Source organism: Streptomyces sp. NPDC002730, from assembly GCF_042888805.1.
Classification (GTDB): Bacteria; Actinomycetota; Actinomycetes; order Streptomycetales; family Streptomycetaceae; genus Streptomyces.
The window spans coordinates 51,138-77,902 of the sequence record NZ_JBIAQG010000018.1 but is presented as its reverse complement, the minus strand read 5'-3'; the positions used below and the strand labels follow the sequence as shown (position 1 = coordinate 77,902).

18 protein-coding genes are annotated in these 26,765 nt (G+C 70.5%); 6 read left to right on the top strand and 12 right to left on the bottom strand.

Features of this window, described 5'->3' with window-relative positions:
* Nucleotides 1–458: 458 nt before the first annotated feature.
* From ACFYXH_RS36890 to ACFYXH_RS36880, 3 genes are all read left to right on the top strand, one after another.
* The gene (locus ACFYXH_RS36890; RefSeq protein ID WP_389572683.1) at nt 459–653 is read left to right on the top strand and encodes a hypothetical protein; all 195 of its coding nucleotides are present in this window, start codon (nt 459–461) and stop codon (nt 651–653) included.
* A gap of 49 nt (nt 654–702) precedes the next feature.
* Nucleotides 703–2,232, top strand: coding sequence for a helix-turn-helix domain-containing protein (locus tag ACFYXH_RS36885; protein WP_385301310.1), 1,530 nt, complete (start codon nt 703–705; stop codon nt 2,230–2,232).
* Between the two features lie 124 nt (nt 2,233–2,356).
* Nucleotides 2,357–3,172 carry a VOC family protein gene (locus tag ACFYXH_RS36880; RefSeq protein ID WP_389572680.1) on the top strand — a complete coding sequence of 272 codons (816 nt, stop codon included), beginning with the start codon at nt 2,357–2,359 and terminating at the stop codon, nt 3,170–3,172.
* A gap of 3 nt (nt 3,173–3,175) precedes the next feature.
* Here ACFYXH_RS36880 and ACFYXH_RS36875 read toward each other — a convergent pair whose 3' ends face one another.
* The 4 genes from ACFYXH_RS36875 to ACFYXH_RS36860 all read right to left on the bottom strand — a co-directional run bounded on the left by ACFYXH_RS36875 (nt 3,176) and on the right by ACFYXH_RS36860 (nt 7,270).
* Nucleotides 3,176–4,726 carry an MFS transporter gene (locus tag ACFYXH_RS36875; protein ID WP_389572678.1) on the bottom strand — a complete coding sequence of 517 codons (1,551 nt, stop codon included), beginning with the start codon at nt 4,724–4,726 and terminating at the stop codon, nt 3,176–3,178.
* 87 nt (nt 4,727–4,813) lie between these two features.
* On the bottom strand, nt 4,814–5,659 hold the full coding sequence (locus ACFYXH_RS36870; protein ID WP_389572675.1) for an alpha/beta fold hydrolase: 846 nt from the start codon (nt 5,657–5,659) through the stop codon (nt 4,814–4,816).
* 61 nt (nt 5,660–5,720) lie between these two features.
* The gene (locus ACFYXH_RS36865; protein ID WP_389572672.1) at nt 5,721–6,119 is read right to left on the bottom strand and encodes a RidA family protein; all 399 of its coding nucleotides are present in this window, start codon (nt 6,117–6,119) and stop codon (nt 5,721–5,723) included.
* Nucleotides 6,116–7,270: an acyl-CoA dehydrogenase family protein gene (locus tag ACFYXH_RS36860; protein ID WP_389572670.1), complete on the bottom strand. Its 1,155-nt coding sequence runs from the start codon at nt 7,268–7,270 to the stop codon at nt 6,116–6,118. The genes ACFYXH_RS36865 and ACFYXH_RS36860 overlap by 4 nt, the downstream gene beginning before the upstream one ends.
* A gap of 130 nt (nt 7,271–7,400) precedes the next feature.
* Between ACFYXH_RS36860 and ACFYXH_RS36855 the strand changes: the two genes are divergently transcribed.
* Together ACFYXH_RS36855 and ACFYXH_RS36850 are read left to right on the top strand one after the other, a co-directional pair.
* Nucleotides 7,401–9,017: an AMP-binding protein gene (locus ACFYXH_RS36855; RefSeq protein ID WP_389572666.1), complete on the top strand. Its 1,617-nt coding sequence runs from the start codon at nt 7,401–7,403 to the stop codon at nt 9,015–9,017.
* Between the two features lie 4 nt (nt 9,018–9,021).
* A complete protein-coding gene (locus ACFYXH_RS36850; protein ID WP_389572664.1) occupies nt 9,022–9,828 on the top strand; it encodes a PaaX family transcriptional regulator C-terminal domain-containing protein in 807 nt (268 codons plus the stop codon).
* Between the two features lie 27 nt (nt 9,829–9,855).
* On the opposite strand, the gene ACFYXH_RS36845 is transcribed toward ACFYXH_RS36850, so the two are convergent.
* The gene (locus ACFYXH_RS36845) at nt 9,856–12,306 is read right to left on the bottom strand and encodes a bifunctional salicylyl-CoA 5-hydroxylase/oxidoreductase (RefSeq protein WP_389572662.1); all 2,451 of its coding nucleotides are present in this window, start codon (nt 12,304–12,306) and stop codon (nt 9,856–9,858) included.
* Nucleotides 12,307–12,308: 2 nt separating this feature from the next.
* Nucleotides 12,309–13,136 carry an enoyl-CoA hydratase family protein gene (locus ACFYXH_RS36840; RefSeq protein WP_389572659.1) on the bottom strand — a complete coding sequence of 276 codons (828 nt, stop codon included), beginning with the start codon at nt 13,134–13,136 and terminating at the stop codon, nt 12,309–12,311.
* 236 nt (nt 13,137–13,372) lie between these two features.
* Between ACFYXH_RS36840 and ACFYXH_RS36835 the strand changes: the two genes are divergently transcribed.
* Nucleotides 13,373–13,906 (top strand): hypothetical protein, encoded by a 534-nt coding sequence (locus tag ACFYXH_RS36835; protein WP_389572657.1) that lies wholly within the window; start codon nt 13,373–13,375, stop codon nt 13,904–13,906.
* A 291-nt stretch (nt 13,907–14,197) separates the two neighbouring features.
* Here the strand turns inward: ACFYXH_RS36835 and argF are convergent, their stop codons facing one another.
* The 6 genes from argF to ACFYXH_RS36805 all read right to left on the bottom strand — a co-directional run bounded on the left by argF (nt 14,198) and on the right by ACFYXH_RS36805 (nt 26,728).
* Nucleotides 14,198–15,205, bottom strand: a complete 1,008-nt coding sequence (argF, locus tag ACFYXH_RS36830) for an ornithine carbamoyltransferase (RefSeq protein WP_389572654.1) — start codon at nt 15,203–15,205, stop codon at nt 14,198–14,200.
* A gap of 66 nt (nt 15,206–15,271) precedes the next feature.
* A complete protein-coding gene (locus tag ACFYXH_RS36825; protein WP_389572651.1) occupies nt 15,272–16,504 on the bottom strand; it encodes an arginine deiminase in 1,233 nt (410 codons plus the stop codon).
* Nucleotides 16,505–16,558: 54 nt separating this feature from the next.
* Complete coding sequence (locus ACFYXH_RS36820; RefSeq protein ID WP_389572649.1) at nt 16,559–18,574, bottom strand: hypothetical protein; 2,016 nt, start codon at nt 18,572–18,574, stop codon at nt 16,559–16,561.
* Nucleotides 18,574–20,700: a hypothetical protein gene (locus ACFYXH_RS36815; RefSeq protein WP_389572646.1), complete on the bottom strand. Its 2,127-nt coding sequence runs from the start codon at nt 20,698–20,700 to the stop codon at nt 18,574–18,576. Before ACFYXH_RS36815 ends, ACFYXH_RS36820 begins: the two co-directional genes overlap by 1 nt.
* The gene (locus ACFYXH_RS36810; protein ID WP_389572643.1) at nt 20,697–23,297 is read right to left on the bottom strand and encodes a hypothetical protein; all 2,601 of its coding nucleotides are present in this window, start codon (nt 23,295–23,297) and stop codon (nt 20,697–20,699) included. The genes ACFYXH_RS36815 and ACFYXH_RS36810 overlap by 4 nt, the downstream gene beginning before the upstream one ends.
* An 8-nt stretch (nt 23,298–23,305) precedes the next feature.
* Nucleotides 23,306–26,728: a tubulin-like doman-containing protein gene (locus ACFYXH_RS36805; RefSeq protein WP_389572640.1), complete on the bottom strand. Its 3,423-nt coding sequence runs from the start codon at nt 26,726–26,728 to the stop codon at nt 23,306–23,308.
* Nucleotides 26,729–26,765: the final 37 nt, after the last annotated feature.

Genomic DNA, 26,765 nt, shown 5'->3' with positions numbered 1-26,765 from the left:
GCACCACGCGCGTGCGCCGCAGGCGAGGCGAAAGGTCCACCGATACCCAGGGACCGAGGACCCGGCCGGGCTGCCTTGCCTGTCCGCCGGGAACTGCAGCAGTCACCAGGCCGAATACCGACCGGTCGAACAACGGCTACTACGGGTACCGAGGCCCAGGAAGGCCACCCTTTGCCCGGGCGGGGAGTCAGTCGACGGGTGCTGTCCGTTCTCGTGAACATCGACCTCGGCCCCGGGCGGGCGCCTCCCAGAGTGCTGAACAATCGCCGTCGTGATCCGTGAACGAAACCACCAGGGATATGTTCGAGGCCCTGTCACTCAACATAGTCGCCGCAGATCAGCGCCCACCTATCGACTAACTTCGTTGTCTGAGGACACCTCGCCCGAAGACGCGGGCGGGGCGCCCGTACGGCCGCGGTGCGCTTGCCGCGCCCCTGCGCCCGACTCAGTATCGGAGCATGTTCGGCGGTGCGCATGTGCTCCTCCACAGCCGGGACGCGAACGCGGACCGCGCCTTCATCAAGGATGCGCCCGCATTCGCTCATGTCGGCGCCGGGCGCGACCGCTTCGTCTTCGAACCGCCACCGGCGGAGATGGCCGAACTCCCGCTGCACGAACCGCGATGCCCGGCTGCCCACCGGCTGCCACCCTGACGGCCTACCCATGCACGATCACATCTCATATCTGAGATAGCGTGCAGCCATGGCAGACGACTACCTCGTACGCATCGGCAAGCTCATCCGTGACGCCCGTCAGCATCGGGGCTGGACACAGACGCAGTTGGCCGAGGCACTCGGCACCAGCCAGAGCGCGGTGAATCGCATCGAACGCGGCAACCAGAACATCAGTCTTGAGATGATCGCGCGCATCGGTGAGGCGCTCGACAGCGAGATCGTCTCGCTCGGTTACGCCGGGCCCATGCACCTTCGGGTGGTCGGCCGACGCCGGCTCTCCGGCGCCATCGATGTCAAGACGAGCAAGAACGCGTGTGTGGCGCTGCTCTGCGGCTCGCTGCTCAACAAGGGCCGTACGGTGCTGCGCCGAGTCGCCCGTATCGAGGAGGTCTTCCGGCTGCTCGAGGTGCTCAACTCCATCGGGGTGCGCACCCGTTGGATCAACGAGGGTGTGGATCTGGAGATCGTGCCGCCCGCGCAGCTCGACATGGACGCCATCGACGCGGAGGCCGCCCGCCGGACCCGGTCGATCATCATGTTCCTCGGTCCCTTGCTGCACCGGATGGACACGTTCAGGCTGCCGTATGCCGGCGGCTGCGACCTCGGTACGCGGACCATCGAGCCGCACATGATCGCGCTGCGCCGCTTCGGTCTCGACATCACCGCGACCGAGGGGCTGTACCACGCGAAGGTGGAGGGCACGACCGCGCCCGACCGCCCGATCGTCCTGACCGAACGCGGCGACACCGTGACCGAGAACGCGCTGCTGGCCGCGGCCCGGCACGACGGTGTGACCGTCATCCGCAACGCCTCCTCCAATTACATGGTCCAGGATCTGTGCTTCTTCCTGGAGGCGCTGGGCGTCAGGGTCGAGGGGATCGGGACGACCACGCTCACGGTGCACGGCGTGCCGACCATCGACGTGGACGTCGACTACTGCCCCTCCGAGGACCCGGTCGAGGCGATGAGCCTGCTCGCCGCCGCGGTCGTCACCGAGTCCGAACTCACCATCCGCCGTGTCCCGATCGAGTTCATGGAGATCGAGCTCGCGGTGCTGGAGGAGATGGGCCTCGACCACGACCGCTCGCCGGAGTACGCGGCGGACAACGGCCGCACCCGGCTGGTGGACCTGACGGTCCGGCCCTCAAAACTGGAGGCGCCGATCGACAAGATCCACCCGATGCCCTTCCCCGGTCTGAACATCGACAACGTCCCGTTCTTCGCGGCGATCGCGGCGGTCGCCGAGGGCAAGACGCTGATCCACGACTGGGTCTACGACAACCGCGCGATCTATCTGACGGACCTCAACCGCCTGGGCGGCCGCCTCCAGCTGCTCGACCCGCACCGAGTCCTGGTCGAGGGACCGACCCGCTGGCGCGCGGCCGAGATGATGTGCCCGCCCGCACTGCGGCCTGCCGTGGTGGTGCTGCTGGCGATGATGGCGGCCGAGGGCACGTCCGTACTGCGCAATGTGTACGTCATCAACCGGGGTTACGAGGATCTGGCGGAGCGCCTCAACTCGGTGGGCGCGCAGATCGAGATCTTCCGGGACATCTGACCGGCTCGTCACCGTCCCCGTCCGTCACTGAGAGTACGCGCGCGGTTCGCGAGCCTGCCGTGTTCAGGGGAGGATAAGGGGGCTGGGGGTGCATAACGCCCCAATCCGACCGGGACGCCGAGTGATGGACAAGCCAACGAGAGCAGCCGGATCCGCAGGAGTGACATCGAGCGCCGCAGTGTTCGGCGCGCCGTGCTGGGTCAGTCTGATGACACGTGACCTGCAGGGCGCGCAGGATTTCTACGGCGCGGTCATGGGGTGGGAATTCCGGAAGGGCGTACTGGGCGACGAGTTCAGTACCGCTTTTCTCGAGGGTGCGCCGGTCGCCGGAATCGGGGCGCTGGCGTCCATGTTGCAGGTCGCCGTCGCCTGGACCCCGTACTTCGCCGTCATCGATACGGATCAGACCGCCGCGCGCATCCGGGAACGCAGCGGCACCGTCGCGGTCGGCCCGCTCACCTTCTCCATGGGGCGGGGGGCGCTGGCTGCCGACCGCGACGGCGCCGTCTTCGGCATCTGGGAAGGACTGCTCGTCTCCGACTGGCTGACCGGGCGCAAGAAGGCGCCCGTCTGGCTGCGTCTGCGGACCCGCAACGCCTTCGAAGCGGCCATCTTCTACGGCGAAGTCCTCGAGTGGGCATCCGATCGCCCCGGCTCCTGCCAGGTCGACTACGAAGAGGACGAAGTCGTGCTGCGCAGCAAGGGGCATGTGCTCGCGCGCCTCAGCTCCGGCGCGACGGGGGCGGCACCGGACCCCACGCTCCGGCCCCACTGGCACTGCCACTTCCCGGTCGGCGACGTCGAGGCCACCGTGGAGGCGGCCCGCCGCAATGGAGGCCTCGTCCTGGGACAGAGCTCGATGCCGCAGGGCGAGGAGGCCACGCTGCGCGATCCGGACGGCGCCCTGTTCACCGTCACCAGCAGCACAGTCCCCGAATGAGTCTCAGGGCCGCCCGGGAGTGACCCCTCCCTGGAGGCGTGCCAGGTCCGAGGGGCGGACCTGGATGGCCAGGAGGGCGATCACCGCGGCGATCACCGTGAAGATGGCGGCCACGGTGAAGGCGACGGAGACTCCGGAGGTCAGCACCTCATCGCCCCACGGCGGTGGGAGCTGTCCCGTGCGCCGGAAACTCAGCCGTTCCACCGGCGTGGCCTGGGTCATGAAGAGCGGTATCTGGTCCTTGGCCTCGTTGCGGCTGGCCGTGCCGAAGACCGTCACCAGAATGGACAGGCCGAGCGAACCGCCCACCTGCTGGGTCGCGTTGAGCATGCCGGAGGCCGCGCCCGACTCATGCCTGGGCACACCGGAGACGGCCATCAGGGTCAGCGAGACGAAGTTCATCCCCATGCCGAGGCCGAAGATGAGGATCGGTCCCAGGATGCTGCCCAGATAGGTCGAATGGATATCGGTGAGGGTCAGCCAGGACAGCCCCACCGCGGCCAGGATCGCACCGGTCACCATGAACGGTTTCGGGCCGTACTTCGGCAGAAGTTGGGAGGCGATGCCCGCGCCCACCGCGATGACCGCGCTCACCGGCAGAAAGGCGAGGCCGGCCTGGAGCGGGCTGAAGTCCAGCACGTCCTGCACGAAGAGCGTGAGGAAGAAGAACATGCCGAAGATCGCGGCGGCGAGGCTCAGCATGATTCCGTAGGTGCCTGCCCTATTGCGGTCGGCGAACATGTGCAGTGGCGTGATCGGCTGCTTCGAGCGGCGCTCGGTGAGGATGAAGGTCGTGAGGAGCACCACCGCCGCGGCGAACGACGCGAGCGTGAGCCGGTCGCGCCAGCCTTCCTGCGCGGCCCGGATGAAGCCGTAGACCAGCGCGACCATGCCGAGCGTCGAGGTCAGCGCACCGGCCAGGTCGAAGTGGCCCGGATGGCGCTCGGACTCCTTGATGTGGCGGGGCGTCGCCAGAACGATGAGCAGGGCGATCGGCACATTGACGAAGAACACCCAGCGCCAGTCGAGCCATTCGACGAGGATGCCGCCGGCCAGCAGGCCGATCGCGCCGCCGCCCGCGGAGACCGCCGCGAAAGCTCCGAACGCCCGGTTGCGGGCCGGGCCTTCGGTGAAGGTGGTGGTGATCAGTGCGAGCGCGGTCGGCGATGCGATGGCGCCGCCGGCGCCCTGCAGGGCGCGAGAGGCAAGGAGCTGGCCCGAGTTCTGGGAGAGGCCGCCGAGCAGAGAGGCGAGCGCGAAGAGCAGGACGCCGAACATGAAGACCCGGCGGCGGCCGAGTATGTCACCGGCGCGGCCGCCGAGGAGGAGCAGGCCGCCGAAGGTGAGCGTATAGGCGCTGACGACCCAGGAAAGGCTCGTGGTCGAGAAGTTCAGCGCGCTCTGGATGTGCGGGAGCGCGATGTTCACGATGGTGACATCGAGTACCACCATCAACTGGCACGAGGCGATGACGAGGAGCGCGATCCCGTTGCCGCCGAGTTTCTTGTCCGACGCGGCGGTCTGCGAGGTGGGTATCGGCTGTGGGGTCGTCATGGCGGATCGTGTCCCTCTTACGAGGGTCAGTAGACGAATCCGTCTACCCATCGACGGTAAACCCGGGGCAGGCACACCACCAATCGATCAAGACCGTTCCGCGGCAGTCTCCGCGATAAAGGCACGCAGCGCTTCCGTCAGGCGCTCCGGCTGGTCCTCGGCGATCAGCGTGCAGCAGTCCTCGATCTCCAGCAGCCGCCCCTGCGCCAGCAGTTCGGCCAGCCGCCGGCCGTGTTCCCGCGGCATCATCCGGTCCTCCGTTGCCCACACCACCAGCGCGGGCCGGTCGAACTTCCGTAGTCCTTCGGCCGCTTCGAGGAGTTCGGTCTTGCGTACACCCGCGTTGTAGCGGCGGAAGTCGTTCCTGATGGCCTTGTCATTGAGCAGCGGCCGCAGCCAGCCGTCGGCAATCTCGTGCGGTACGGGACGCCTGGTGAGCGCGCCGAGGCCGATGGGCAGTCGGCGCAGCGGCTTCAGCGCCAGGATCCGGGCCATCAGCGCGACGCCGCCGGGCACCTTGCAGACGAGCGAGATCATCTTGCCGGGTGCGCCCGGCGGGTAGTTGTCGAAGGCCTCGCAGGAGATGAGCACGAGCCGGGCGAGCCGCTCGGGATGGCGTCCCGCGACGGTCTGGGCGCGTCCGCAGTCGCTCTCGACGAGGGTCACCTCGCGCAGGTCCAGGCGGTCCAGGAACTCCGCGATCAGCTCATTGACGGAGTCGGGGCCGAGCGGAACGTCCGGGCGCATCGGGGTGCGGTGCGAGCCGTAGGGCAGGGTCGGGGCGATACAGCGGTGGTCCCGCCCCAGTCCGGCGACGACCTTGCGCCAGACCGTCGCGTCGTGGACCAGACCGTGCAGCAGGACAACGACGGGGCCGGGGCCTCCCGTGTCCTCGTACGCGATCGTCCCTGCGCTGAGCTCGATCTCCGGCATGACGGCTCCCCTCGGGTCATAACGATGTTATGCACTGAGGCTCCGGGCCGCCAGACCCCGGTCAGGGGAGCACAGCCACACCGTCGAGCTCGACCAGGGCCTCGTCGTCCCAGAGCCGGACAATGCCGATCACCGCCATCGCGGGGTAGTCACGTCCCGCCAACCGCCGCCAGATACGGCCAAGTTCAGCCGCATGAACGCGGTAGTCGGCGACATCGGTGGCGTAGACCGTGACCCGGGCGAGGTCCTGCGGGGCGCCGCCGGAGGCCGCGAGGGCGGTGAGCAGATTCGCCAGTGCCGTCTCGAACTGCTCGGGCAGCGTCTCGCCGACGATCTTCCCGTCGGTGTCCAGCGCGGTCTGCCCGGCCAGGAACACAAGGCGTGAGCCGGTGGCGGTGACAGCGTGCGAGAAGCCGGTGGGCGGCGAGAGCTCGGCCGGATTGTGGCGGTGCAGGCTCATGCGTGCGGCTCCTCTGCGTGCGGCTCCTTCGCGTACCGCTCCTTGGAGTACAGCTCCTTGGCGATGATCGTGCGCTGGACCTCGGTGGCGCCCTCGTAGATCCGGGGGGCGCGGACCTCTCGGTAGAGGTGTTCCAGGAGGTGGCCGCGCTGGAGCGCGCGGGCGCCGTGCAGCTGGACGGCGGCGTCCACGACGTACTGCGCAGTCTCCGTCGCCAGCAGTTTCGCCATCGCGGACCGCTTCGGCACGTCGGCGGCCCCTTCGTCATATGCGGCGGCCGCGGCGTACACGAGAAGCCGCGCGGCCTCGGTCCGTGTCGCCATCTCGGCGACCTGGTGGGCGACGGACTGGAGCTCCTTGAGCGGACCGCCGAAGGCGCTGCGGCGGGCGGTGTGCTCGAGGGCCGCGTCCAGGGCGGCCTGGGCCATGCCGACTGCGAAAGCGCCAACGCTGGGCCGGAAGAGGTTCAGGGTGTTCATGGCGACACGGAAGCCGCGGTCGGTCTCGCCGAGGACGTCGTCGCCGGTCACCGGCACATCGTTGAAAGCAAGTGCGCCGATGGGGTGCGGCGAGAGCATCTCCAGCGCGGTCCCGGTCAGTCCCGGCCGGTCCGCCGGGACGAGGAACGCGGTGACTCCACGCGCGCCGGCGCCCTCCGTCGTACGGGCGAAGACGGTGTAGAAGTCGGCCTCGGGGGCGTTGGAAATCCAGCGCTTCTCGCCGCTCAGCCGCCAGCCTCCTTGATCCGGCACGGCTTTGAGGGCGAGTGCCGCCGCGTCCGAGCCGGCGTCCGGCTCGCTCAGCGCGAAGGCTGCAACGGCACGCCCCGCGATCACCTCGGGCAGCCAGCGCTCCTGCTGGGCGGCCGTACCCGCCTGGACCAGCGGGTAGCTGCCCAGGCCCTGGAGGGCGAGGGCGGTCTCGGCCTCCGTACAGCCGTACGCCAGCGATTCGCGCAGCAGGCAGAGCTCGAGCGCACCGGCCCCGAACAGGCGTTGCAGCAAGCCGAGTTCGCCGAGAGCGGCGACCAAGGGGCGGTTGACTCGGCCCGGCTCCGCCTTCTCCGCGAGCGCTCGCAGCCGCTCGTCGGCCAGGGTGCGCAGCTGCGCACACCAGGCGGTCTGTGCCGGATCGAGTGAAAATACGGGCATCCGTGCCCCCACTTCCTGCGGCCGGGGGTCCGGGGGTGCCCCCTGGGAAAGCAGGGTATCGCGGACCGTTGACTGTCGTCACCTTCACGATACGCTCGATTCGCGACCCCACCACGAGAAGGGGCGAACCATGGAGCTGACACCCTCGGCCCACCTCGACACCTTTCCGCGCGACCACCTCCCGCCCACCGGGCAGTGGCCGGAAATCCTCCTCGACCTGCCCGAACTGAACTATCCACAGCGGCTCAACTGCGGGGCCGAGCTGCTGGACCGTACGATCGAGCGATTCGGCGCCGAGCGGCCCGTCTTCCGTACCGGCGGCGGCGAGGTCTGGACCTACGGAGAGCTGCGCGACCAGGTCGACCGGATCGCGCATGTCCTCACCTCCGGTCTTGGGGTGGTCCCCGGAAATCGCGTCCTGCTGCGCGGCCCGACGAGCCCCTGGCTCGCCGCCTGCTGGCTGGCCGTGATGAAGGCGGGCGCGGTGGCGGTCACCGTTCTGGCCCAGCAGCGGGCCAGGGAACTGGCGACGGTCTGCGAGATCGCCGCCGTCAGCCACGCCCTGTGCGACATCCGGTCGGTCGACGATCTGGCGAAGGCGGAAGTGCCGGGGCTGCGCATCACGGCGTACGGCGGTGACTCCCCCGACGATCTGCTGGGGCTGGCCGCCGGCGCGGCGCCGGAGCCGTACCAAGCGGTGGCGACCGCGGCCGACGATGTCGCGCTGATCGCATTCACCTCGGGCACGACCGGCCGCCCCAAGGGATGCATGCACTTCCACCGGGATGTGCTGGCCGTAGCGGACACCTTCTCCGCGCGAGTACTGCGGCCCGAGCCCGACGATGTCTTCGCGGGCAGCCCGCCCCTGGGCTTCACGTTCGGGCTCGGCGGCTTGGTGATCTTCCCGATGCGGGCGGGGGCGTCGGCGCTGCTGCTCGAACAGGCGGGCCCCAGGCAGCTGTTGTCCGCGATCGCCGCGCACCGGGTGTCGGTCCTGTTCACCGCGCCGACCGCGTACCGCGTGATGCTGGACGAGCTCGAGGCGCACGACACCGGTTCGCTGCGGCGCTGTGTGTCCGCCGGTGAGAATCTGCCCGCCGCCACCTGGCGCGCCTGGCAGGAGCGGACCGGGCTGCGCATCATCAACGGCATCGGCGCGACCGAGCTGCTGCACATCTTCATCTCGGCGGCGGACGAGTCGATCAGACCGGGGACCACCGGGATCCCGGTTCCGGGGTGGCACGCGCGCGTGGTGGACACCGCCGGCCTGCCGGTCCCGGACGGCGAGCCCGGGCTGCTGGCCGTACGCGGCCCGGTGGGCTGCCGTTATCTGGCCGACCCTCGCCAGGGGGAGTATGTACATGACGGCTGGAACGTCACCGGCGACACGTATGTACGCGAGCCGGACGGCTATTTCCGCTATGTCGCACGCGCCGACGACATGATCATTTCGGCCGGCTACAACATCGCGGGACCGGAGGTGGAGGACGCGTTGCTGCACCACCCGGATGTGGCGGAGGCCGCGGTTATCGGCCGTACCCACCCGCTGCGGGGCCAGATCGTGGTGGCGTACGTCGTGCTGCGCGACGGGGTCCCGGCCGGCGACGACACCGCCGCCGCGCTGACCGACTCCGTGAAACGGCGGCTGACACCGTACAAGTGTCCGCGCGAGATCGTCTTCCTCGACGCGCTTCCGCGCACCCCGACCGGCAAGCTGCAGCGCTACCGGCTGCGGGCCCTAGAGTGATCACGTGGCCGAGCAGCACACCCCCCGCTCCCTGATCGTCACCCTGTACGGCGCGTACGGACGCGAACGGTCGGGGCCTCTCCCCGTGGCCGAACTCATCCGTCTGCTGGCGGTCCTCGACGTCGACGCCCCGTCGGTACGTTCCTCGGTCTCCCGGCTCAAACGCCGCGGTCTGCTGATCCCCGAGCGCACCGCGGACGGGGCCGCCGGTTACGCGCTCTCGGCGGATGCGCGCCAGCTGCTCGACGACGGGGACCGGCGTATCTACACCCGGCACTCCCCCTCGCTGTCCGACGGCTGGGTGCTCGCCGTCTTCTCGGTGCCGGAGGCCGAGCGCCACAAGCGCCATCTGCTGCGTTCCCGGCTGGCCCGGCTCGGCTTCGGGTCGGCGGCGCCCGGTGTCTGGATCGCGCCGGCGCGGCTGTACGAGGAGACCCGGCACACGCTGCGGCGGCTCCAGCTCGACCCGTATGTCGAGCTGTTCCGCGGCGAGCACCTCGGCTTCGCGCCCACGGCGGAGGCGGTGGCGCGCTGGTGGGATCTGGCGGCGATCGCCAAGCAGCACGAGGAGTTCCTGGATCTGCACGGGCCGGTGCTGCGGGCGTGGGAGGCGCGCGACGAGGTGCCTGCCCAGGACGCGTACCGGGACTATCTGTCGGCGCTGGACTCCTGGCGGCGGCTGCCGTACGTGGATCCGGGCCTGCCGGTCGAGCTGCTGCCGCAGGGCTGGCCGGGCGGACGATCGGCGGAGGTCTTCGCCCGGCTGCACGCGCTGCTGCGGGACGCGGGCGCGGCGTTCGTGCAACCGTGACCCCGGTGCCGTGCCGCTACGTCTGCCTCAGCCCAGGGTGAGCCTCGGTTTCGGTGCGTCCGTGCGGCCGGTCGGGGGTTTGCGGCTGCCCGCCCGGTACGGGAGCGGCCAGGGCGCGCCCTGGCCCGCGTAGTCCTGGTCGGCCGCCGCGTGCAGCGTCCAGTGGGGGTCGTAGAGATGCGGCCTGGCCAGCGCGCAGAGGTCGGCGCGGCCCGCCAGCAGGAGCGAGTTGACGTCGTCCCAGGAGGAGATCGCACCGACGGCGATGACGGGAATGCCGAGGCTGTTGCGGATCCGGTCGGCGTACGGAGTCTGGTACGAGCGGCCGTACTCGGGCTGCTCGTCCGGGACGACCTGTCCCGTGGAGACGTCGATCGCGTCGGCGCCGTGGGCGGCGAAGGCGCGGGAGATCCCGACCGCGTCATCGGCGGTGGTGCCGCCCTGTGCCCAGTCGGTCGCGGAGATACGGACGGTCATGGGCCGGTCGTCGGGCCAGATGTCGCGCATCATGGCGAAGACTTCGAGGGGGAAGCGGAGGCGGTTGTCCAGGGAGCCGCCGTAGGAGTCGGTCCGCCGGTTGGTGAGCGGAGAGAGAAAACCGGACAGCAAGTAGCCGTGGGCGCAGTGGAGTTCGAGGAGGTCGAAGCCGCTGCGGACGGCGCGTCGGGTGGCGGCGGCGAACTGCTCACGGATGTCGTTCAGTCCGGCCCGGTCCAGGGCGTGCGGGACCTGGTTGACCCCGGTCCGGTACGGCAGCGCGGAGGCGGCGGAGAGCGGCCAGTTGCCCCGGTCGAGCGGCTGGTCGATGCCTTCCCACATGAGCTTGGTGGAGCCCTTGCGGCCGGAATGGCCGAGCTGGACGCCGATCGCCGTGCCGGGCGAGTGGTGGTGCACGAAGTCGGTGACACGGCGCCAGGCTGCGCCCTGTTCGTCGGTGTAGAGGCCTGTGCAGCCGGGGGTGATCCGGCCCTCGGCGCTGACACAGACCATCTCGGTCATGACGAGGCCCGCTCCACCGAGGGCGCGTGCGCCGAGGTGGACGAGATGGAAGTCGCCCGGGATGCCGTCGGCGGCGCTGTACATGTCCATGGGTGAGACGACTACGCGGTTGCGCAGGGTCAGTCCGCGCAGCCGGAGCGGCGTGAACATCGGGGGTGTGCCCGGCGGGCAGCCGAAGTCGCGCTCGACGGAGTCGGTGAAGGCCGCATCGCGCAGCCGCAGATTGTCGTGGGTGACACGGCGGCTGCGGGTGAGCAGGTTGAAGGCGAACTGCCGGGGCGGCTGGTCGAGGTAGGTGGCGAGCTCCTCGAACCAGCGGAGGCTGGCGGCGGCCGCGCGCTGGGTGGACTCGACGACCGGGCGACGTTCGGTCTCGTACGCGGCGAGGGCCTGGCCGAGGGTCGGCTGCTCCTCGATGCAGGCGGCGAGCGCGAGCGCGTCCTCGACGGCGAGCTTGGTGCCGGAGCCGATGGAGAAGTGGGCGGTGTGGGCGGCGTCGCCGAGCAGCACCGTATTGCCGTGGGACCAGCGGTCGTTGACGACGGTACGGAAGGCGATCCAGGCGGAGTTGTTGGCGCGGAGGGGGCGGCCGCCGAGGGCGTCGGCGAAAATCTTCGCGCACTGGTCCGTGGACTGCGCCTCGTCGCAGGTGTCGAGGCCGGCCGCCCGCCAGACCTCCTCGCGCATCTCGATGATGACGGTGCTGGTGCCGAATTGGTTCTGCGGCCCGGAGGACCTCGTTGAGGGGTGGTCGCCGGGAGACGGGCGGGCGAAGGGGTAGCCGTGGAGCTGCATCACCCCGTGCTCGGTCTCGGCGATCTCGAAGCGGAAGGCGTCGAAGGCGAAGTCGGCGGCGAGCCAGATGTAGCGGCACCGGTGGGAGGTGATGCGCGGCGCGAAGGAGTCGGCGTGCGCCTCTCGGGTGAGGCTGTGCAGGCCGTCGGCGGCGATGACGAGGTCGTACGCCTCGGCGAGCTCGGCTGCGGGCGGGGCGGGGGTGCGGAAACGGAGCCGTACGCCGAGATCGGCGCAGCGCTGGTGCAGGATCTCCAGCAGCCTGCGCCGGCCGAGCGCGGCGAAGCCGTGTCCGCCGGAGGTGAGGGTCCGGCCGCGGTGGACGATGTCGATGTCGTCCCAGCGTACGAACTCGTCCTGGAGCGCGCGGTAGACGGCGGGGTCGGCGTGCTCGATCCCGCCGAGGGTCTCGTCGGAGAGGACGACACCGAATCCGAAGGTGTCCTCGGGGCCGTTCCGCTCCCAGACGGTGATCTCCCGCGCGGGATCGAGCCGCTTGAGCAACACGGCGGCGTACAGCCCCCCGGGCCCGCCACCGATCACGGCGACACGCAGGGCACGGCCGGGTCGCGCCGGCGTCCGGACCCGGACCTCCTGCTCGGCCGGTGAAACGGAGGCCCGGGTCGACTCGGGCGGCGCGGCAGGGGGCGGGCTCGTCGCGGTGCTTTCGGTCGGCCGGGGCATCGTCAGCGTCCCTGCCACTTCGGCGCGCGCTTCTCCGTGAATGCCGCGTGGAACTCCGCGTAGTCCTCGCCGTTCATCAGCAGCGCCTGCGTCGCCGCGTCCAGCTCGACCGAGGCCGCGAGCGGCATGTCGAGCTCGGCGGTGAGCAGTGCCTTGGTCTGGGCGTATGCCAGCGCCGGGCCCTCCGCCAGTCGGCGGGCCAGCGCGGCCGCCCGGGTGTCCGCCTCGCCCTCGTCCGTCAACTCGCTGATCAGGCCGATCCGTTCGGCCTCCGGCGCGCGGACCGGTTCGCCGAGCATCAGCAGCCGGGTGGCGTGTCCCAGCCCGACGACCCGCGGCAGCAGATACGCCGCGCCCATGTCGCCGCCCGAGAGCCCCACCTTGGTGAAGAGGAACGCGAACCGGGCCGAGGGGTCCGCGATACGGAAGTCCGCCGCCAGCGCCAGCACCGCACCGGCTCCGGCCGCGACACCGTGCACCGCGGCGATCACCGGGAAGGGGCATTCCCGCAGCGCCCGTACGACCTGCCCGGTCATCCGGTTGAAGTCGAGCAGCTGGGCGGTGTCCATGGCGAGCGTGGCGCCGATGATGTCGTCGACGTCGCCGCCGGAACAGAAGCCGCGCCCCTCTCCGCCGAGGACCAGCGCCCGCACGGACCGCTCCCGGGACAGCTCGGCGAGCAGGTCGCGCAGGTCGGCGTACGCACCGAAAGTGAGCGCGTTGAGCTTCTCGGGCCGGTCGAGCGTGACGGTGGCGACACCGTCCTGCCTGGTCAGCCTGATGTGGCGCCATTGCTCGGTGCGGGGCGCAGAGCTGGAAAAGGGGCTCATGAAAGCGGCCTCCCTCAGCGGGCCGACTATTACCTGCCTTACGAAGCTATCATCTATACGTGACTTCCGTCATGAGAACGCGATAAGAGTCGGGCTGTGTCAGCGGAGGGACGGCCAGGAACGTCCGAGGGCGCGGACCCCTTCAGGTCCGCGCCCACCGACGGACCGAGGATGAGTAACCAAAGATGAGTACCGGTACTCATGAACCTCAAGCACCCCGCAGAGAGCATCGGATCATGCCTACGCGGAAACACACTGCCGTCACCATCGCCGCCGCAGCCGCCGTCCTTACTCTGACCAGCTGCGGGAAGAGCGCGGACGACGTGTTCTCCAACCTCAATGGCACCAACTCATCCAGCTCGCACGACACCAGTACCTCCGGGCCGGACGCGCCACGGTCCGACGCACCACCGAACTACGCCGACAACAACCGGGTACGGCAGCCCGGCGAGATGAGTCTGCAGGACGAGAAGCGAGCCGGGCAGAAGGCCACTGAGGTCGGACGGGCCCTCGACGATCTGCGCCGACGGGGCAGGATCAGTCCTGCAGAGGTACGGCCCGCACTCGCACAGCTCGCCGCCCCCGCCCACCTCTCCGTGGAAGCGCTGGTGATCGGCACCGGGATGGACAAGGCCGAAGGCAGCACTTACGGCATCTGGATCGGCAAGACCGCCTGCGTCACTGGAGCCGTCAGCAAAGACCGCGTGTGGGCCGACGCCAACGGCCACTACCCCGAGACCGGTTGCATGCCCCCGGCCTCCACTCACTGAGGCCTCGATGATCGGCCGCACAGGCCGTCCCACGGGACGCGAGGATCATCGCGGAAGACCGACCGGGGGCAGATCTTCAGCGGCTCTTCGGAGCTGATGCGTGCCCTGAACCAGCGTGACCTGAGACCGGGGCCCGCGCCCGCGTCACCCTGCCGTGGCGGCGGACATCCGGGGTAGCGGCGGCGCAGGGAGATCACCGCCGACCGGCTCCGCAAGAGCCGGTTCCGAGCCGACCGGCCCGGAACCGGCCGGGATCCGGCCCGGAACCGGTCCGCGCCACCGCGCGTATGACTATCCGGCGTCGCCGAGGGTGGCGACCATGATCGCCTTGATCGTGTGCATACGGTTCTCCGCCTCGTCGAAGACGACCGAGTGCTCCGATTCGAAGACCTCGTCGGTGACTTCGAGCTCGGTCAGTCCATGGCTCTCATGGATCTCCCGGCCGACCTTCGTGCCCAGGTCGTGGAAGGCGGGCAGGCAGTGCAAGAACTTCACGTCCGCGTTGCCGGTGGCGCGCAGGACATCCATGGTCACGGCGTACGGACCGAGCGCCTCGATGCGCTCGTCCCAGATCTCCTTGGGCTCGCCCATCGAGACCCAGACGTCGGTGGCGACGAAGTCCGCGCCGGCGACACCCTCGGCGATGTCCTCGGTGAGGGTGATCCGCGCGCCGCTGACCTCGGCGGCCTCGCGGGCCCTGGTGACGACGTCCTCGGCCGGCCAGTACGACTTCGGCGCGACGATCCGTACGTCCATGCCCAGCAGAGCGCCCGTGACCAGGTAGGAGTTGCCCATGTTGAAGCGGGCGTCGCCGAGGTAGGCGAAGGCGATCCGCTCGAGCGGCTTGTCGCTGTGCTCGGTCATGGTGAGCACATCGGCGAGCATCTGGGTGGGGTGCCAGTTGTCGGTGAGGCCGTTGTAGACCGGGACCCCGGCGAACGCCGCGAGCTCCTCGACAGTGGCCTGCCCATCACCGCGGAACTCAATGGCGTCGAACATCCGGCCGAGCACCCGCGCGGTGTCCTTGGCGGACTCCTTGCTGCCGATGTGCGAGCCTGCCGGGTCGATGTACGTCGTCGATGCGCCCTGGTCCGCGGCCGCGACCTCGAAGGAGCAGCGCGTACGGGTCGACGACTTCTCGAAGATCAGCGCGATGTTCTTGCCGCGCAGCCGCTGGACCTCGGTGCCCGCACGCTTGGCCGCCTTGAGTTCGGCGGCCAGACCGATCAGGCCGCGGAACTCGTCGGCGGTGAAGTCCAGCTCCTTGAGGAAGTGGCGGCCTTCGAGATGTATCGCCATGGTGGCTGCTCCTGGGTCGCGAATGCGATGACGTGACCATGGAAGTGTATACGACACTCTGCATTGCTATACGGAATCGCGTTCGACCGGACAGCTCATACAGCGGGGGCCTCCTCTGCCCCGGCCCAGTTCACTCCCGGGGATCTCGATCACTTCGATGCCCTGCTTGCGCAGATGGGTGTTGGTGGTGACATTGCGCTCGTACGCGACGACGACACCCGGCTCGACGGCGAGGACATTGCAGCCGTCGTCCCACTGCTCGCGCTCCGCCGAGTGGACGTCCTGGGTCGGCGTGAGGACCCTGATCTCCTTGAGCCCCAGCGCGGCGGCGATCGCGCTGTGCATGTGCTCGGGCGGATGATCGCTGACCCTGAGCCCTTGAGCGCCTTCGGCCGGTTCGATGGTGTACGAGCGGAGCATGCCGAGCCCCGCGTACTGGGTGAAGGTGTCGCGGTCGACCATCGTCATAACGGTGTCGAGATGCATCAGAGCCCGTCGCTTGGGCATGTCCAGCGCCACGATGGTGCGGGCCGAACCGGCCGCGAACAGCCCGCGGGCCAGCATCTCCACGGCCTGCGGCGTGGTCCGCTCACTCATCCCGATCAGTACCGCGCCATTGCCGATGACCAGGACGTCGCCGCCCTCGATGGTGGAGGGGTAGTCGTCCTGCCCCTCCGACCAGTGGTGGAACTCGCCCGCGCGCGGGCCGGTGAAGAGCGGATGGTGCTTGTAGATCGCCTCGAAGTGGACGGTCTCACGCTGCCGGGCCGGCCAGCGCATGGCATTGATGGAGACGCCGTCGTAGATCCAGGCGGAGGTGTCGCGGGTGAAGAGATGGTTCGGCAGGGGCCGGAGGAGAAAGTCGTCGAGATCCATCACATGGAAGCGGACGGACGTCGGCTCGGGATGACCGGCGAGGAACTCCCGCTTGGTCATCCCGCCGACCAGCGCCTCGACCAGGTCGGCCGTGGACAGCTCGTCGAAAGCGGCTCTGAGGTGGCTGGTGGCGAGCGGACCGTACTCCTTCTCGGCGAAGACCCGGTCCAGCACGAGCTTTCTGGCCTCCGGGATCTCCAGCGACTCGCGGAGAAGATCGCCGAAGAGGTGCACCTCCACCCCGCGGTCGCGCAGCACGTCCGCGAACCCGTCGTGCTCCTGCCGGGCACGGCGCACCCACAGCACATCGTCGAAGAGCAGGGCGTCCTTGTTACTGGGTGTGAGGCGCTTCAGCTCCAGGTCTGGTCGGTGCAGTATGACCTGGCGCAGCAGCCCGGTCTCGGAGTCGACATGGAATCCCATGCCCCCATCCTCACCGCGCGGAGCGCTGTTCACCCGGCGAACGACCTGACTTGCCTACGTGACGCTCATCAGCGTCACGATCAGAACCACAGCGGCCACGAGTACGCCGCCGAGAACGAGGACGACCAGACGGCCGTCCTGTGCCGAAGAACGGGCAGGCTCACGCGCGGCGGCGGCCGACGACGGCGGCGGCGGCGGCTGATCCGGGAGGCTCCGCGGCGTCGCCCGTACATCGTGGGCGCCGACGACGACACTCGGCTCGTACCCTCCGTGTGCCGCCCTGAGCAGTGCCAGCCATGCGGCTTCGGGCAGTCCGGGGCGCTCGCCCGCCACAATCTGCCGGACCGCGGCCCGGCCGGCCCGGTCGGAGCCGGTGCTCAGCCGTGGCAGCAGCTCGGTCAACCGGTCCTTCGGCCGTGGGTCGTCCAGCAGGGGGCGTACCACCCAGCGGTAGAGGGATGCGGCGTTGGCGGCCCGGATCTCGTCGCCGGGACCACCGCCACCGCCGCCCGGACCGTACTGACCCGTCAGGAAGAGATCCAGGTCGAGGACGGTGTCGCGCAGTCCCCGCCGCAGGCTCTGGTGCCAGTACGGCCACCTCTCGGCGATCTCCGCCATCAGGAGTGTCACCGCCTCGTAGTGGATGGCGGCCCGCAGCGCGCGAATCAAGTCCCGGTCCACGGCGCTCCGCACCAGCTCCCTGGCATCGCTCGGGGGGCCGGCGTAACGCTCGGGGAAGGCGGAGAGCACGGTCAGCAGGTACTGGTAGTCCACCGTCGGCCGCCGACCGCGCCGGCGCAGCCGACGCAAGCGGCGCAGCCGGCGCGGGCTCACCTGCGGGGCCTTCCACTCCGCCGGGACGACCCGGACCTCGGACTCGGCAGGGCGCGAGGCCGCGGGCGAGCCGGCATGCGGCGGCTGCGCCGGGAGCTGCTGGTGGTGTTGCTGCGTGTGCGGCTGGTGCTGGTGCGTCGCATGCGGCTGGTGCTGGTGATACGAATGCGCCTGCGGCTCGCGCCCGTCGTACGGGTCCCGCGTCGACAGCGTCGACGACTCCCGCCCGTCGTAAGGCTCACGCGCCGGCAACTCCCGGCCGGGCGCTTCCTCCCATGGCGGCGGACGATGCTCCTCCGCCCGGCGGCCGCCGTGCCCGCGTTCGGCGCCGTCCAGCGCCGACAGCGCGCGTTCCACCGCGTCCAGGAGCGTCCGCCCGCCGACGCCGTTCCCCACCCGCTGCGTCGCAACCGTCCGCAGCGTCCTGTCCACCTCGAACTCCCGCCCGTCCCCCTGCGCCACCCCGCGCAGATGGTGGCGGACCAGCTCGGCCGCGAGTTCCTCCGCGCGGTCCCGGCAGCGCTCCCGCGGATCCGTACGCAGCCGCTGGGTGTCCTGAGCCGCTGAGCCCGGCCAGCTCCGTACGAATACAAAGCGCAGCGCAGCCGTTTCGGCGGTGTCGTGCGTCGCGAACGTCCAGCCTCGCGGGACGAGTCCGCTGAAGATGCCGGCCATGCCCCAGAGCACCCGGCAGGCGCTGTCCCCGCCCTGACGGTCCAGCAGAGTGAAGCGCTGACGGGGATGGCGCAGGAACTCCGCGACCGCGCCCGTCAGCTCTTCCTCCACTCCGGCCAGGGTCGCCGCGAGCCGTCGCTGCCCGTCGAGGGCCGAGGGCAGCAGCGCCGCCTCGCGCACCTGGTCCAGAGCGCCGCGGACCTCGCCCAGCGCCAGTTCGCTGCCCTCCCAGGACCAGTCGTGCAGCCCCAGACAGGTGTCGGGATCCAGTACCTGGGACGATCCGAGCAGCGCATGGCAGACCGTGCTCGTACTCCCGCCCGCATCGCGCCAGGGAGTGCGGTGCAGCAGCAGCGCGCTGCCGTCGCGCTCCAGCCGGACGAGCGCGGGCACCGTGTCCTCGCCGGTCGCCCGCAGCAGCGCGGCCGCGCTGCGGAAGACACCGTCGGCCTGCTCCGGGCCGCAGGACCAGGCCACCGGACCGAAGCCGGTGGTACCCGACGCGTTGTCGGCGTCCCAGCGGAAGACGATCTGGTTCACCGACTCCTCTTGCCGGACCATCAGGCGCCCACCTCTCTCGGCTCCGCTCCCGGCAGAAGCCCGCACATGGCAAAGATCGACAGCAGTGGCGCCAGCACCCGGCGGGGTCTGACACCGTGTGGAAACTCGTCGCCCCTCGCCTGGCCACCGGTCGCCGCGACGAAGTGCAGGGTGCAGCGGGCACAGTCGTCGAACGGCTTCAGCCAGGCGGAGCTGGCGTGGTGCGACACGAAGGCATAGGCGTCACGGCTCTCCGCGCGCACCGCGTCCGCGTCGAATCGCGTCGGCAGTGCGCGGCCCAGCCAGCGGTCCACGGAGGGGTCGAACCGCACCAGGTCACTCTTGTTCACCGCGACCGCCGCCGGTGCGTCGATGTACGGCCCGCGCCGCGGTATCCGGTTGAGGACGGTGGTGAACGCCTCGTCGCCCAGATCGCGCCGGCGCAGCTTGTTCCGCTCGCGCACCGGGTCGAGGAACGGCAATCGCAGCGCGCGCAGCGGATCCAGTACGAAGATGAAGGCACCGACGCCCATCAGAAACCCGGTCACCTCTCCTTCCTCCGCCAGGTCCTCTCCTGCGAGGTCGAAGAAGACAACCGGCCGGGTCGGCCCGCGCCCGGAGACCAGGAGACCGTCGGCGAAGCGCGCGAAGGTCTGCTGGCCGGTGCTGGCCAGCTGCTTCCCCTGTTGCAGGCCCTGCACCCGCTCCCGCAGGAACGTACGGTGCGAAGCCGGGTTGAGCGGCAGGCACTTGAGTCCGTACGGCTCGAGTCCACCCTGCTCGATCTCGCCGAGCATCGCGGCCAGCAGATGCGTCTTGCCCACGGCCGAGCTGCCCACCAGGGCGATGGAGAGAGGCTCACCGTTGGTGAGATACGGGACGGGCAGTTCGTGCGACCTGTCCCCGTCGGCGTGCGGGCAGCGGTGGAACGCCTGGCGCAGCGCGTCCTGCCGGTGCGCGGGGCGGTGTTCCGTACTGAGGTCGAGCGGAATGCGGTCGCCCTTGGGGGAGATGGTGAGAAGCATGCTCTCGTCGAAGGTGACCGGGAGCAGGCAGTGCGGGCACAGCCGGGGGCGTGGGGACGCCGGCGGCTCCTGCGCGGGCTCTGCGACGGATCGGGGGGCGGCCCCGTTCGACGGAGGTACGGCTCCCAGCAAGGAGCGCAGCGAGCGGCGAGTGGGCCCGGGCGTCGGTGCGGTCGCCTCCTCCACCGGCCGGTCGAGACCCAGCTCTCGTCTCTTGCGGGCGAGTTGGGCGTCGAAGTCGGCACGCGCCCGGCCGAGCGGATCGTTGACTCCGGGTGCCGAGACAAGCGGGTCGGTGACATTGAGCAGCCGCATCAGTTCCGTCGGTGTGGGCCTGTCGGCCGCCAGCGGAGCGAACACACCGCCGTGGTCGAGCGCGGCCAGCCGTCGGAAGTCGGCGAGGTCGGCAGGCGGGCCCGTGCCCTGGTCCGCCCGTCCGGAGAGCAGGAAGTACATCAGCTGGGCGACGGCCCACAGATCGTCCCTGGCATCGGCCCCTCCCCTGCCTTCGCGCTGCTCCGGCGACGCCCACGGCGCCGCACCGAACGCGCCCCTGGGCTCCCCGGTGCGCAGCGCGCCGTACGGCTCGGTGAGCCGCACATGGGTGCCGTCCCAGCTGACGGTCTCCGGCGCGATGGCCCGGTGTACGAGCCCCACGTCCTCCAGCAACCTTACCGCCAGGGTGAGTTGGGCGAGCACCTGGTGCTGCTCGTCCACGGTCAGGGCGCCGCGCCGGGCACTGATCGGCTCACCGCCATGGATCCGGTAGAGGATGAAGGGCTCGGGAGCCTCCAGATCGAAGCCGATCATCCGCGTGAATACTTCGCCGTACCGCTCGGAGCCGTACCTCCGCTCCAGGGCGACGGCCGCGGCCACTTCCCGCTCCAGCGTGCCGTACGCCTGCGGATCCGCCTGGCCCGACGCCGGCAGCCGGTACTGGTGCACCGGCCAGCCCGCGCCGAGTGTCACCTTGCGGGCGACCAGCGACGGCCGCCCGGGCAGCCGCCGGTCCGGCCCGAACCGGGCCGCGAACCCGACGGGATCCTCCTTGTGGGTGAGGAACTCCAGCACCTCGGACCACTCCGCCGATGCGGAGTACGCGCCACCTCCCGGTTCGGTCACGGCGCACCGCCCTCCTCTCCCCTGACGGTACGGACGGTCTCGGCACGCAGCGGTACGAGCCGCAGCACCCCGGCGTGCCGGCCGGTCGCCGTCCACACCACGTCCTCGGCCGCGCCGCGCCAGCTGTCCTGGTTCTCGTCCTGCTCCGCGCCACGGCGCATCGCCTCCGGCACGAACCGCACCTGCCGTACCGCCACCGGATCCTTGGACAGCATCCGCCGGTGCTCGGCGCCGCACAGCGGCACGGCATGCTCACCCGCGCTGCCCGGCCCGAGGAGCCAGGCCACCCGGTCCGCGGAGACGCCGAGCAACTGGGCCGCGCCCGGGCGCCGTTCGGGGTGCGGGGCAAACGGCGGCGGCGAGGCCGCTCCGTCGCGCTGCAGCCGTGCGTGCACCTCGTCGAGCAGCTCGTCCATCGGCCGGTCCAGCTGCATCCGGCCCGCGCTCGACGGGTCCTGCTCGACGGCTCCCCAGCAGGGCTCGACGATGCGGGCCACTCCGTCCATGAGATCCGAGACGAGCGTGTCGACCAGTGCGGGGCCGCCGTCGCCGCGCTCCCGTTCCAGCCAGGCCGGATCGGCGGCCGCCTCGAACTGCCAGGTGTCGTTGGCCGGTTGCTCCTCGCCGGCCGGCGCCTCTGCCGTCTCCGCCGTGAGAGCGTGCTCGAAGGACTCGAAGGACTCGAAGGATTCGGCGGGTTCCACAGGGTCCACAGGGCGGCCGGACGGCTCCGGTGCGCCCATCAGGTCGGGCGCCGACGCGGCGTCGAGCCATCCGTCACCGGCGCCGCTGTCCCCCCAGCTGTCCCAGCTCCAGGGCTCGGCCACCGGCTCCGCCTCTGCCGAAGGCTCCGGAACCGGCACCGGGCCGGCCCCCGGCGCTTCCTCGCGGCGCGTTCCGGACGGCTGCGAGCCGCCCGGAGTGTGCCGCTCCGCCGTATCGGCGAGACCCCGCAGCAACAGAGAGACAGCTCTGGCACCGTCCGAGCAGTGGTAGCGGGCATCCGCGAACAGCCAGTCGTGGACGGCCGTTTCGATCAGCAGCTGATCGACGTCCCGCACCAGCTGGGCGGCGAACTCCGCGTCCATCCGGCTCCACCAGGAGTCGACGGCCGCGCTCCAGTGGCGCAGCGCCAGCAGCACCAACAGGGCCAGCGAGAGCACCAGGGAGGCCGCACCGGCCCACGAGGGAAGCCCGAGGAACTGCCCGGTTCCCGCCCCGGCCACGCCGCCCGCCAGCCCGCCGAACAGGCGGGGCGCCGCCCCCGTGCTCCCCCCTCCGTCGAGCCTGCCGTCGGGTGAACGACTGGGCCGGCGGCGCACCATGAGTACGGCGAGTGCCGCCCCGGCCGGCCCGGTGGCCGGCCCCAGCACCCAGCCGAGTCCCGGCCACAGGCCGGCGGCGAACGCCAGCAGGAAGGCCACTACGGCCGCGATGCGCCCGGAGCCGCCCGCCGTGAAGGGTACGGGCGAGGCCAGATGCGTCAGATAGTCCCGGTCGCAGATCTCGTCGAGCCGCGCGAGCCTGGCCGCGCTGCCGGCCGGAGCGGACCGGTCCGACAGTGCCGCGAGCCGCGCGGCGACCGAACGCAGCGGAAGCCGCTTGGCGATCAGGCTCTCCGTGAAGCCGCGCAGACCGGGTCCGACACTGCTGCGGGAGACCTCGGGGATCTCCGGCAGGTCGATTCCGCGCTCCACCAGCCGGCTGCGCTGCTCCGGGGCCAGCCGCACTCCGCCGCCGTCCGAGAGCGCCCCGGCAATCGTCTCCTGGTAACCGGCCAGTGCCGCCGAGAGGCGTTCGAGGCGGCCCGGCAGGTCGGCTTCCCCGGCCGTCGTGAACAGCCCGGCCCAGCTCCGTACATGCTCATAGCCGTCCACCGCGTGGCGCAGGGCCGCCCCGCACTCCCGGTGCCGTGCCTCGGCCCGGCCGCCGGGCAGCAGCCAGGCACGACCCTCCAGGTTCCGCGGTACGGAGTCGCCGAGCAGGAGCGCCAGTTCGGCGGGGAGAGTGTCGCCCAGGACGGGGGCGGGGACTTCCTGGCCGACCAGACTCTCCAACGCCTGCCGCCAGGACCTTCTCCTGGCGTCATCCGTCAGATCGTGTTCCAGGATCCGCACGGCCGGGACCGCGACACCGTGGACGACATCCCCGAGCGCCCGCAGAACGGCGTCGAAGACCGCAGGGACGACGAGGAGTTCGACAAGGGGGCGCAGGGCTTCGTCGGCTCCGTGCGTTCCGGGACTCCGGCCGTTGCCTCGGGTGCCGGTCCCGCCGGACACGTCGATGAGCCACAGCACACCGGCGGCAGGCGGCCGCAGAGTGAGCGGCCGCCGCAGGGTCCGCTCCTCGCCCGGACCGACGGCCAGACAGATCACCTGGGCCGGTCCGTACGAGTAGAGCTCTTCGTAGAGCAGCTGATGGGTGATGAGACCGGGCGCGTCGTCGATGACGAGGAAGCGCCGCTCGTCGCCGGCCTGCGGCTCGTCCAGGGCGTCGGCCACGGCGCTGTGCAACGCGTCCTGTCCCGCGGTCGCCGGGACCGAGGACCTCAGGTCGAGGCAGACCGCGTGGGTGGGAATGCGGTGTTCGGGTGTCACGGTCGGCTTCACTCCTCACCGCCCTCCCGGTCCCAGGGGTACTTCGCCGAAGACGCCGACGCGTCACGCTCCGACCACATGTGCTCCGACGTCTCGCGTGCTGAGCTCTCGCGTGCTGACGTCTCGCGTGCTGGCGTCTCGCGTGCTGAGCTCTCGCGCTCCGGCCGCTCCCACTCCGGCTTCTCGGGGTCCGGCCTCTCGAGCTGCGGCCTCTCGTGGTCCCGCTTCTCACGCTCCGGCCACTCCGGTGCCGGTGACCCCGCGGTGCGCCCGCCGTTGGACCGCGCGTCCGGCTCCGCTCCTGCCTCCCGCGCATACCGCTGGTCCAGCGCCCACAGCGAGGGCCTGGTGGGCCGGGACGCACCCGGGAAGCGCATCTCCAGGGCTCCCTTGAGAGTCTTCTCCCAGAAGTGCCGCAGAGGTACGAGCCACTCCTCGTCCTCATCCCCGTACCGCCCGGAGAGCTCGTCCAGGAGCGCGATCTGCTGCGGAGCCACGTCGTGAACGAGCGTCTTGAAGAGCTTCGACGCAGGTACGGGAGTGGTGGCGAGCCCGGTCGGCTGGGTGCGCATCAGCCGGTCGCAGAAGTCCTCGATGATCTGCCCCTCGTCCAGCAGCGCCCACCGCTCGTACGCCGCCAGCAGCCCGGCCCAGCTGGAGACGGAGCCGTCGAAGGCCTCCAGGCGCAGGGTCATGGTGGCCGAGTCGCCCTCCTGGAGCCGGATCCGTATCAACTCGGGCGATGTGGCCGGACCCTCGAAGTCGACCCGCCCGTTCCACATCGCGCAGAGGATCCGGTGCAGAATCCGCTGCCGGTCGTCCTCCGTGCTGGCCAGCCAGTCGTCGCGGTGGCCCAGCCGCTGCCGCCAGTGCAGGAAGTCGTCCACTCCCGCCGCGTCCCGCGCCTCCGACCAGAGCCTGAGCACATGGCGTACCTCGGAGACATCGGTGAGGCTCATCCCGCTGCGGAACAGCACCACCGTGATGGACTCGGTGTCCACGGCCCGGTACTCCTGGGTCGCCTGAGGGTCGCGCGGCAGATTCAGCTCCTGCTTCAGGAACTGTTCGGCACGTCCGTCCGCCTCGCTCGCCGGGTGCACGATGAGGACCTTCAGCGGACCGCTGCCGTCCGGGGTGAAGCCGACCGGCAGCAGTCCCGCCAGCTGCGAGCGGAACTGCTCCAGCCAGCGGCTGTCCACGGTGGCCTCGGCGTCCTCGTCGCCGGCCGCGGCCCGCAGCAGTACTCCCATCGAGGGCAGCAGGGGACGGTCGTTGAGCACACTCGCCTCTCCGAAGAGCCCCTTCACCCGCTGCTCGACGACCTGCTTGATCTCCTTGACGGCGGCGCGCGGAGAGCGGCGTACGGCCTCCAGCGCACGCTGCCAGTCCTCCGGCTGGATCAGTCTTGCCAGCAGCCCGGCGGGATCCGTGTTCTCCGGCAGCCCCTCGTGCTGGACGAGGCGGTCGAAGACATCGTCGTAGAAGGCTCTGAGGTTGTTCTGCGGCGGCAGCAGATAGGAGACTCCGGTGCGGTCGTCGCGGTAGAGCTCCTTGCGGCGTTCCATGAACAGCTTGCGCTCGTCCTCCTCGTGCGCGCGCAGCGCCCTGGCGAGCTCGCCGATCTCCTTGATGGCGCGGGCCATAGGTGGCCGCCACCGGGATTCCTGTTCCTTCCAGCCGCGGTGCCACAGCCGGTTGGCCCGCCAGCGGTACCAGTCGTCCTGCTCGATCACGGCCTCCTGGACGTCCGGGTCCCCCCAGCGGGCCGGCACGAGCCCGCCCACTCCCCCCTTGATCCGCGGGATCTGCGGGGCGGAGGCCTGGACGCCGTCCGGCCGTTCCGGATCGTTCTTCCGGTTCTCCAGCATTCCGGCGAACCCGGCCTCGGCGGCCCGCTGCGGATGGCCGTGCAGCCCGGCCAGTGTCCGTTCGAGCTGGAACGGTCCGATCAGGCCCAGGAGTTCGCGTGCGCCGGTTTGCGGCTTGAAGTCCTCGACCAGCCGTGGGATCTCCCGGTCCAGCTCACGACCGAGCCGGCCGAGCCGGTCCTCCATGTCACCGATCCGGTCGCGCAGCGCCTGGCCGATCTTGTTGCTCCCCTTGGGCAGCGGATCGGGAACCGGGATCTCCGGGGCCTCCCGGGTCCACAGCCGGCCGATGCCCGATCGCTCGAAGAGCTCCTGGACCCGTTCGGCGCCGTCGTCACGGGGGCGTCTGGCATCCTCGGCCATCCCGTGGACCGCCTGGGCGAGCAGCCGGCCGGCGACGATCTCGGCGAGGTCGTCCACGGGTACCGTCAGTGAGGCGGCCAGGCTGGTGGACATTCCGCGGTAGCCGATGCCGGAGCGGGCCGGGGTGGAGCGCTCCACGCTCTTGTTGACGAAGCTGGCCGCGAACGACTGGTAGTCGTCCTCGGTGCGCCCCTGGCCGCTCTCCTCGCCCAGCTCCGTGCCGATGAGCGACATCACCATCGCGGTGATGGAGCGGCGCAGGTCCTCCGGCCTGATGACCGCGGGCCTGCTGAAGAGGAACGCGGTCTGCACGGTCGACGGGCGCAGCGCGACGACCCCGTCCACGGGATAGTGCACGCTGATCGAGCCGCGCTGTTTCACATCGCCGAAGTCGTTCCGGGCGTCGGGCACGTTCTGGTCGTCCACCAGCCGGGCGAGGTCCACCAGGGCGCGGGCGGAGTTCAGCTCGGCCTCGCGTCCGCCGCCCGCCTCGGGTGTGAAGGCCGAGGGCATGACCACCAGCGGGTAGATCTTCACCCCGGGCACCTTGGACTTGCGGAACTCGTGCCCGATGAGATGGATGAAGTCGTAGTAGATGCCGGCTCCGGTGCCTCCGGCCACGGAGAACGCCACGAACACATCGCAGCCGCGGATCTGCCGTCCGCCCAGGTCGCGGAGATCACCCGCGGAGTTGCTGATGGTGCTGATGGCCGCGCGCAGTTGCCGCAGTACCGGCTCCAGGCCGCTGCGCAGCGTGGCGAAGAGCGCGGCCCGGCCCACCGTCGGAAGCTGCCCGGCACCGTTGTGCAGCGGGGCCACACGCGGCTGCCGTTCCTGCGGCGGCAGCCAGCCGTGGGTCTCCTCGTGCAGGGCGACCCGCAGCATGCGGGTCACCTCCGGAGAGCTGTCGTAGCCGGTGGGCAGCAGATCGTGGATGACGCGTGAGGTACGGGCGTACGCGGCGGCCTCGGTACCCTTGGCGCTGAACTGCGGCAGCCGGTCGAGCTCCGACTCACTGAAGTCCGCGTAGACGAACTGCAGGTAGTCCGGCAGCTGGAACGGTGCACGCCGGCCGGCGGCGACCAGTTTGGTGCCGTCGGGGCCGCACAGCTCCCGGCGCAGTCCGCGTTCCAGCTCGGCGCCGATCCGACCGCCGGTTCCGCCCAGGCCGACGAAGAGCATGGGCTGGTAGATCTTCATCTCGTCTCCCTTGAGCCGTCGTACGACGGCTCGTCGT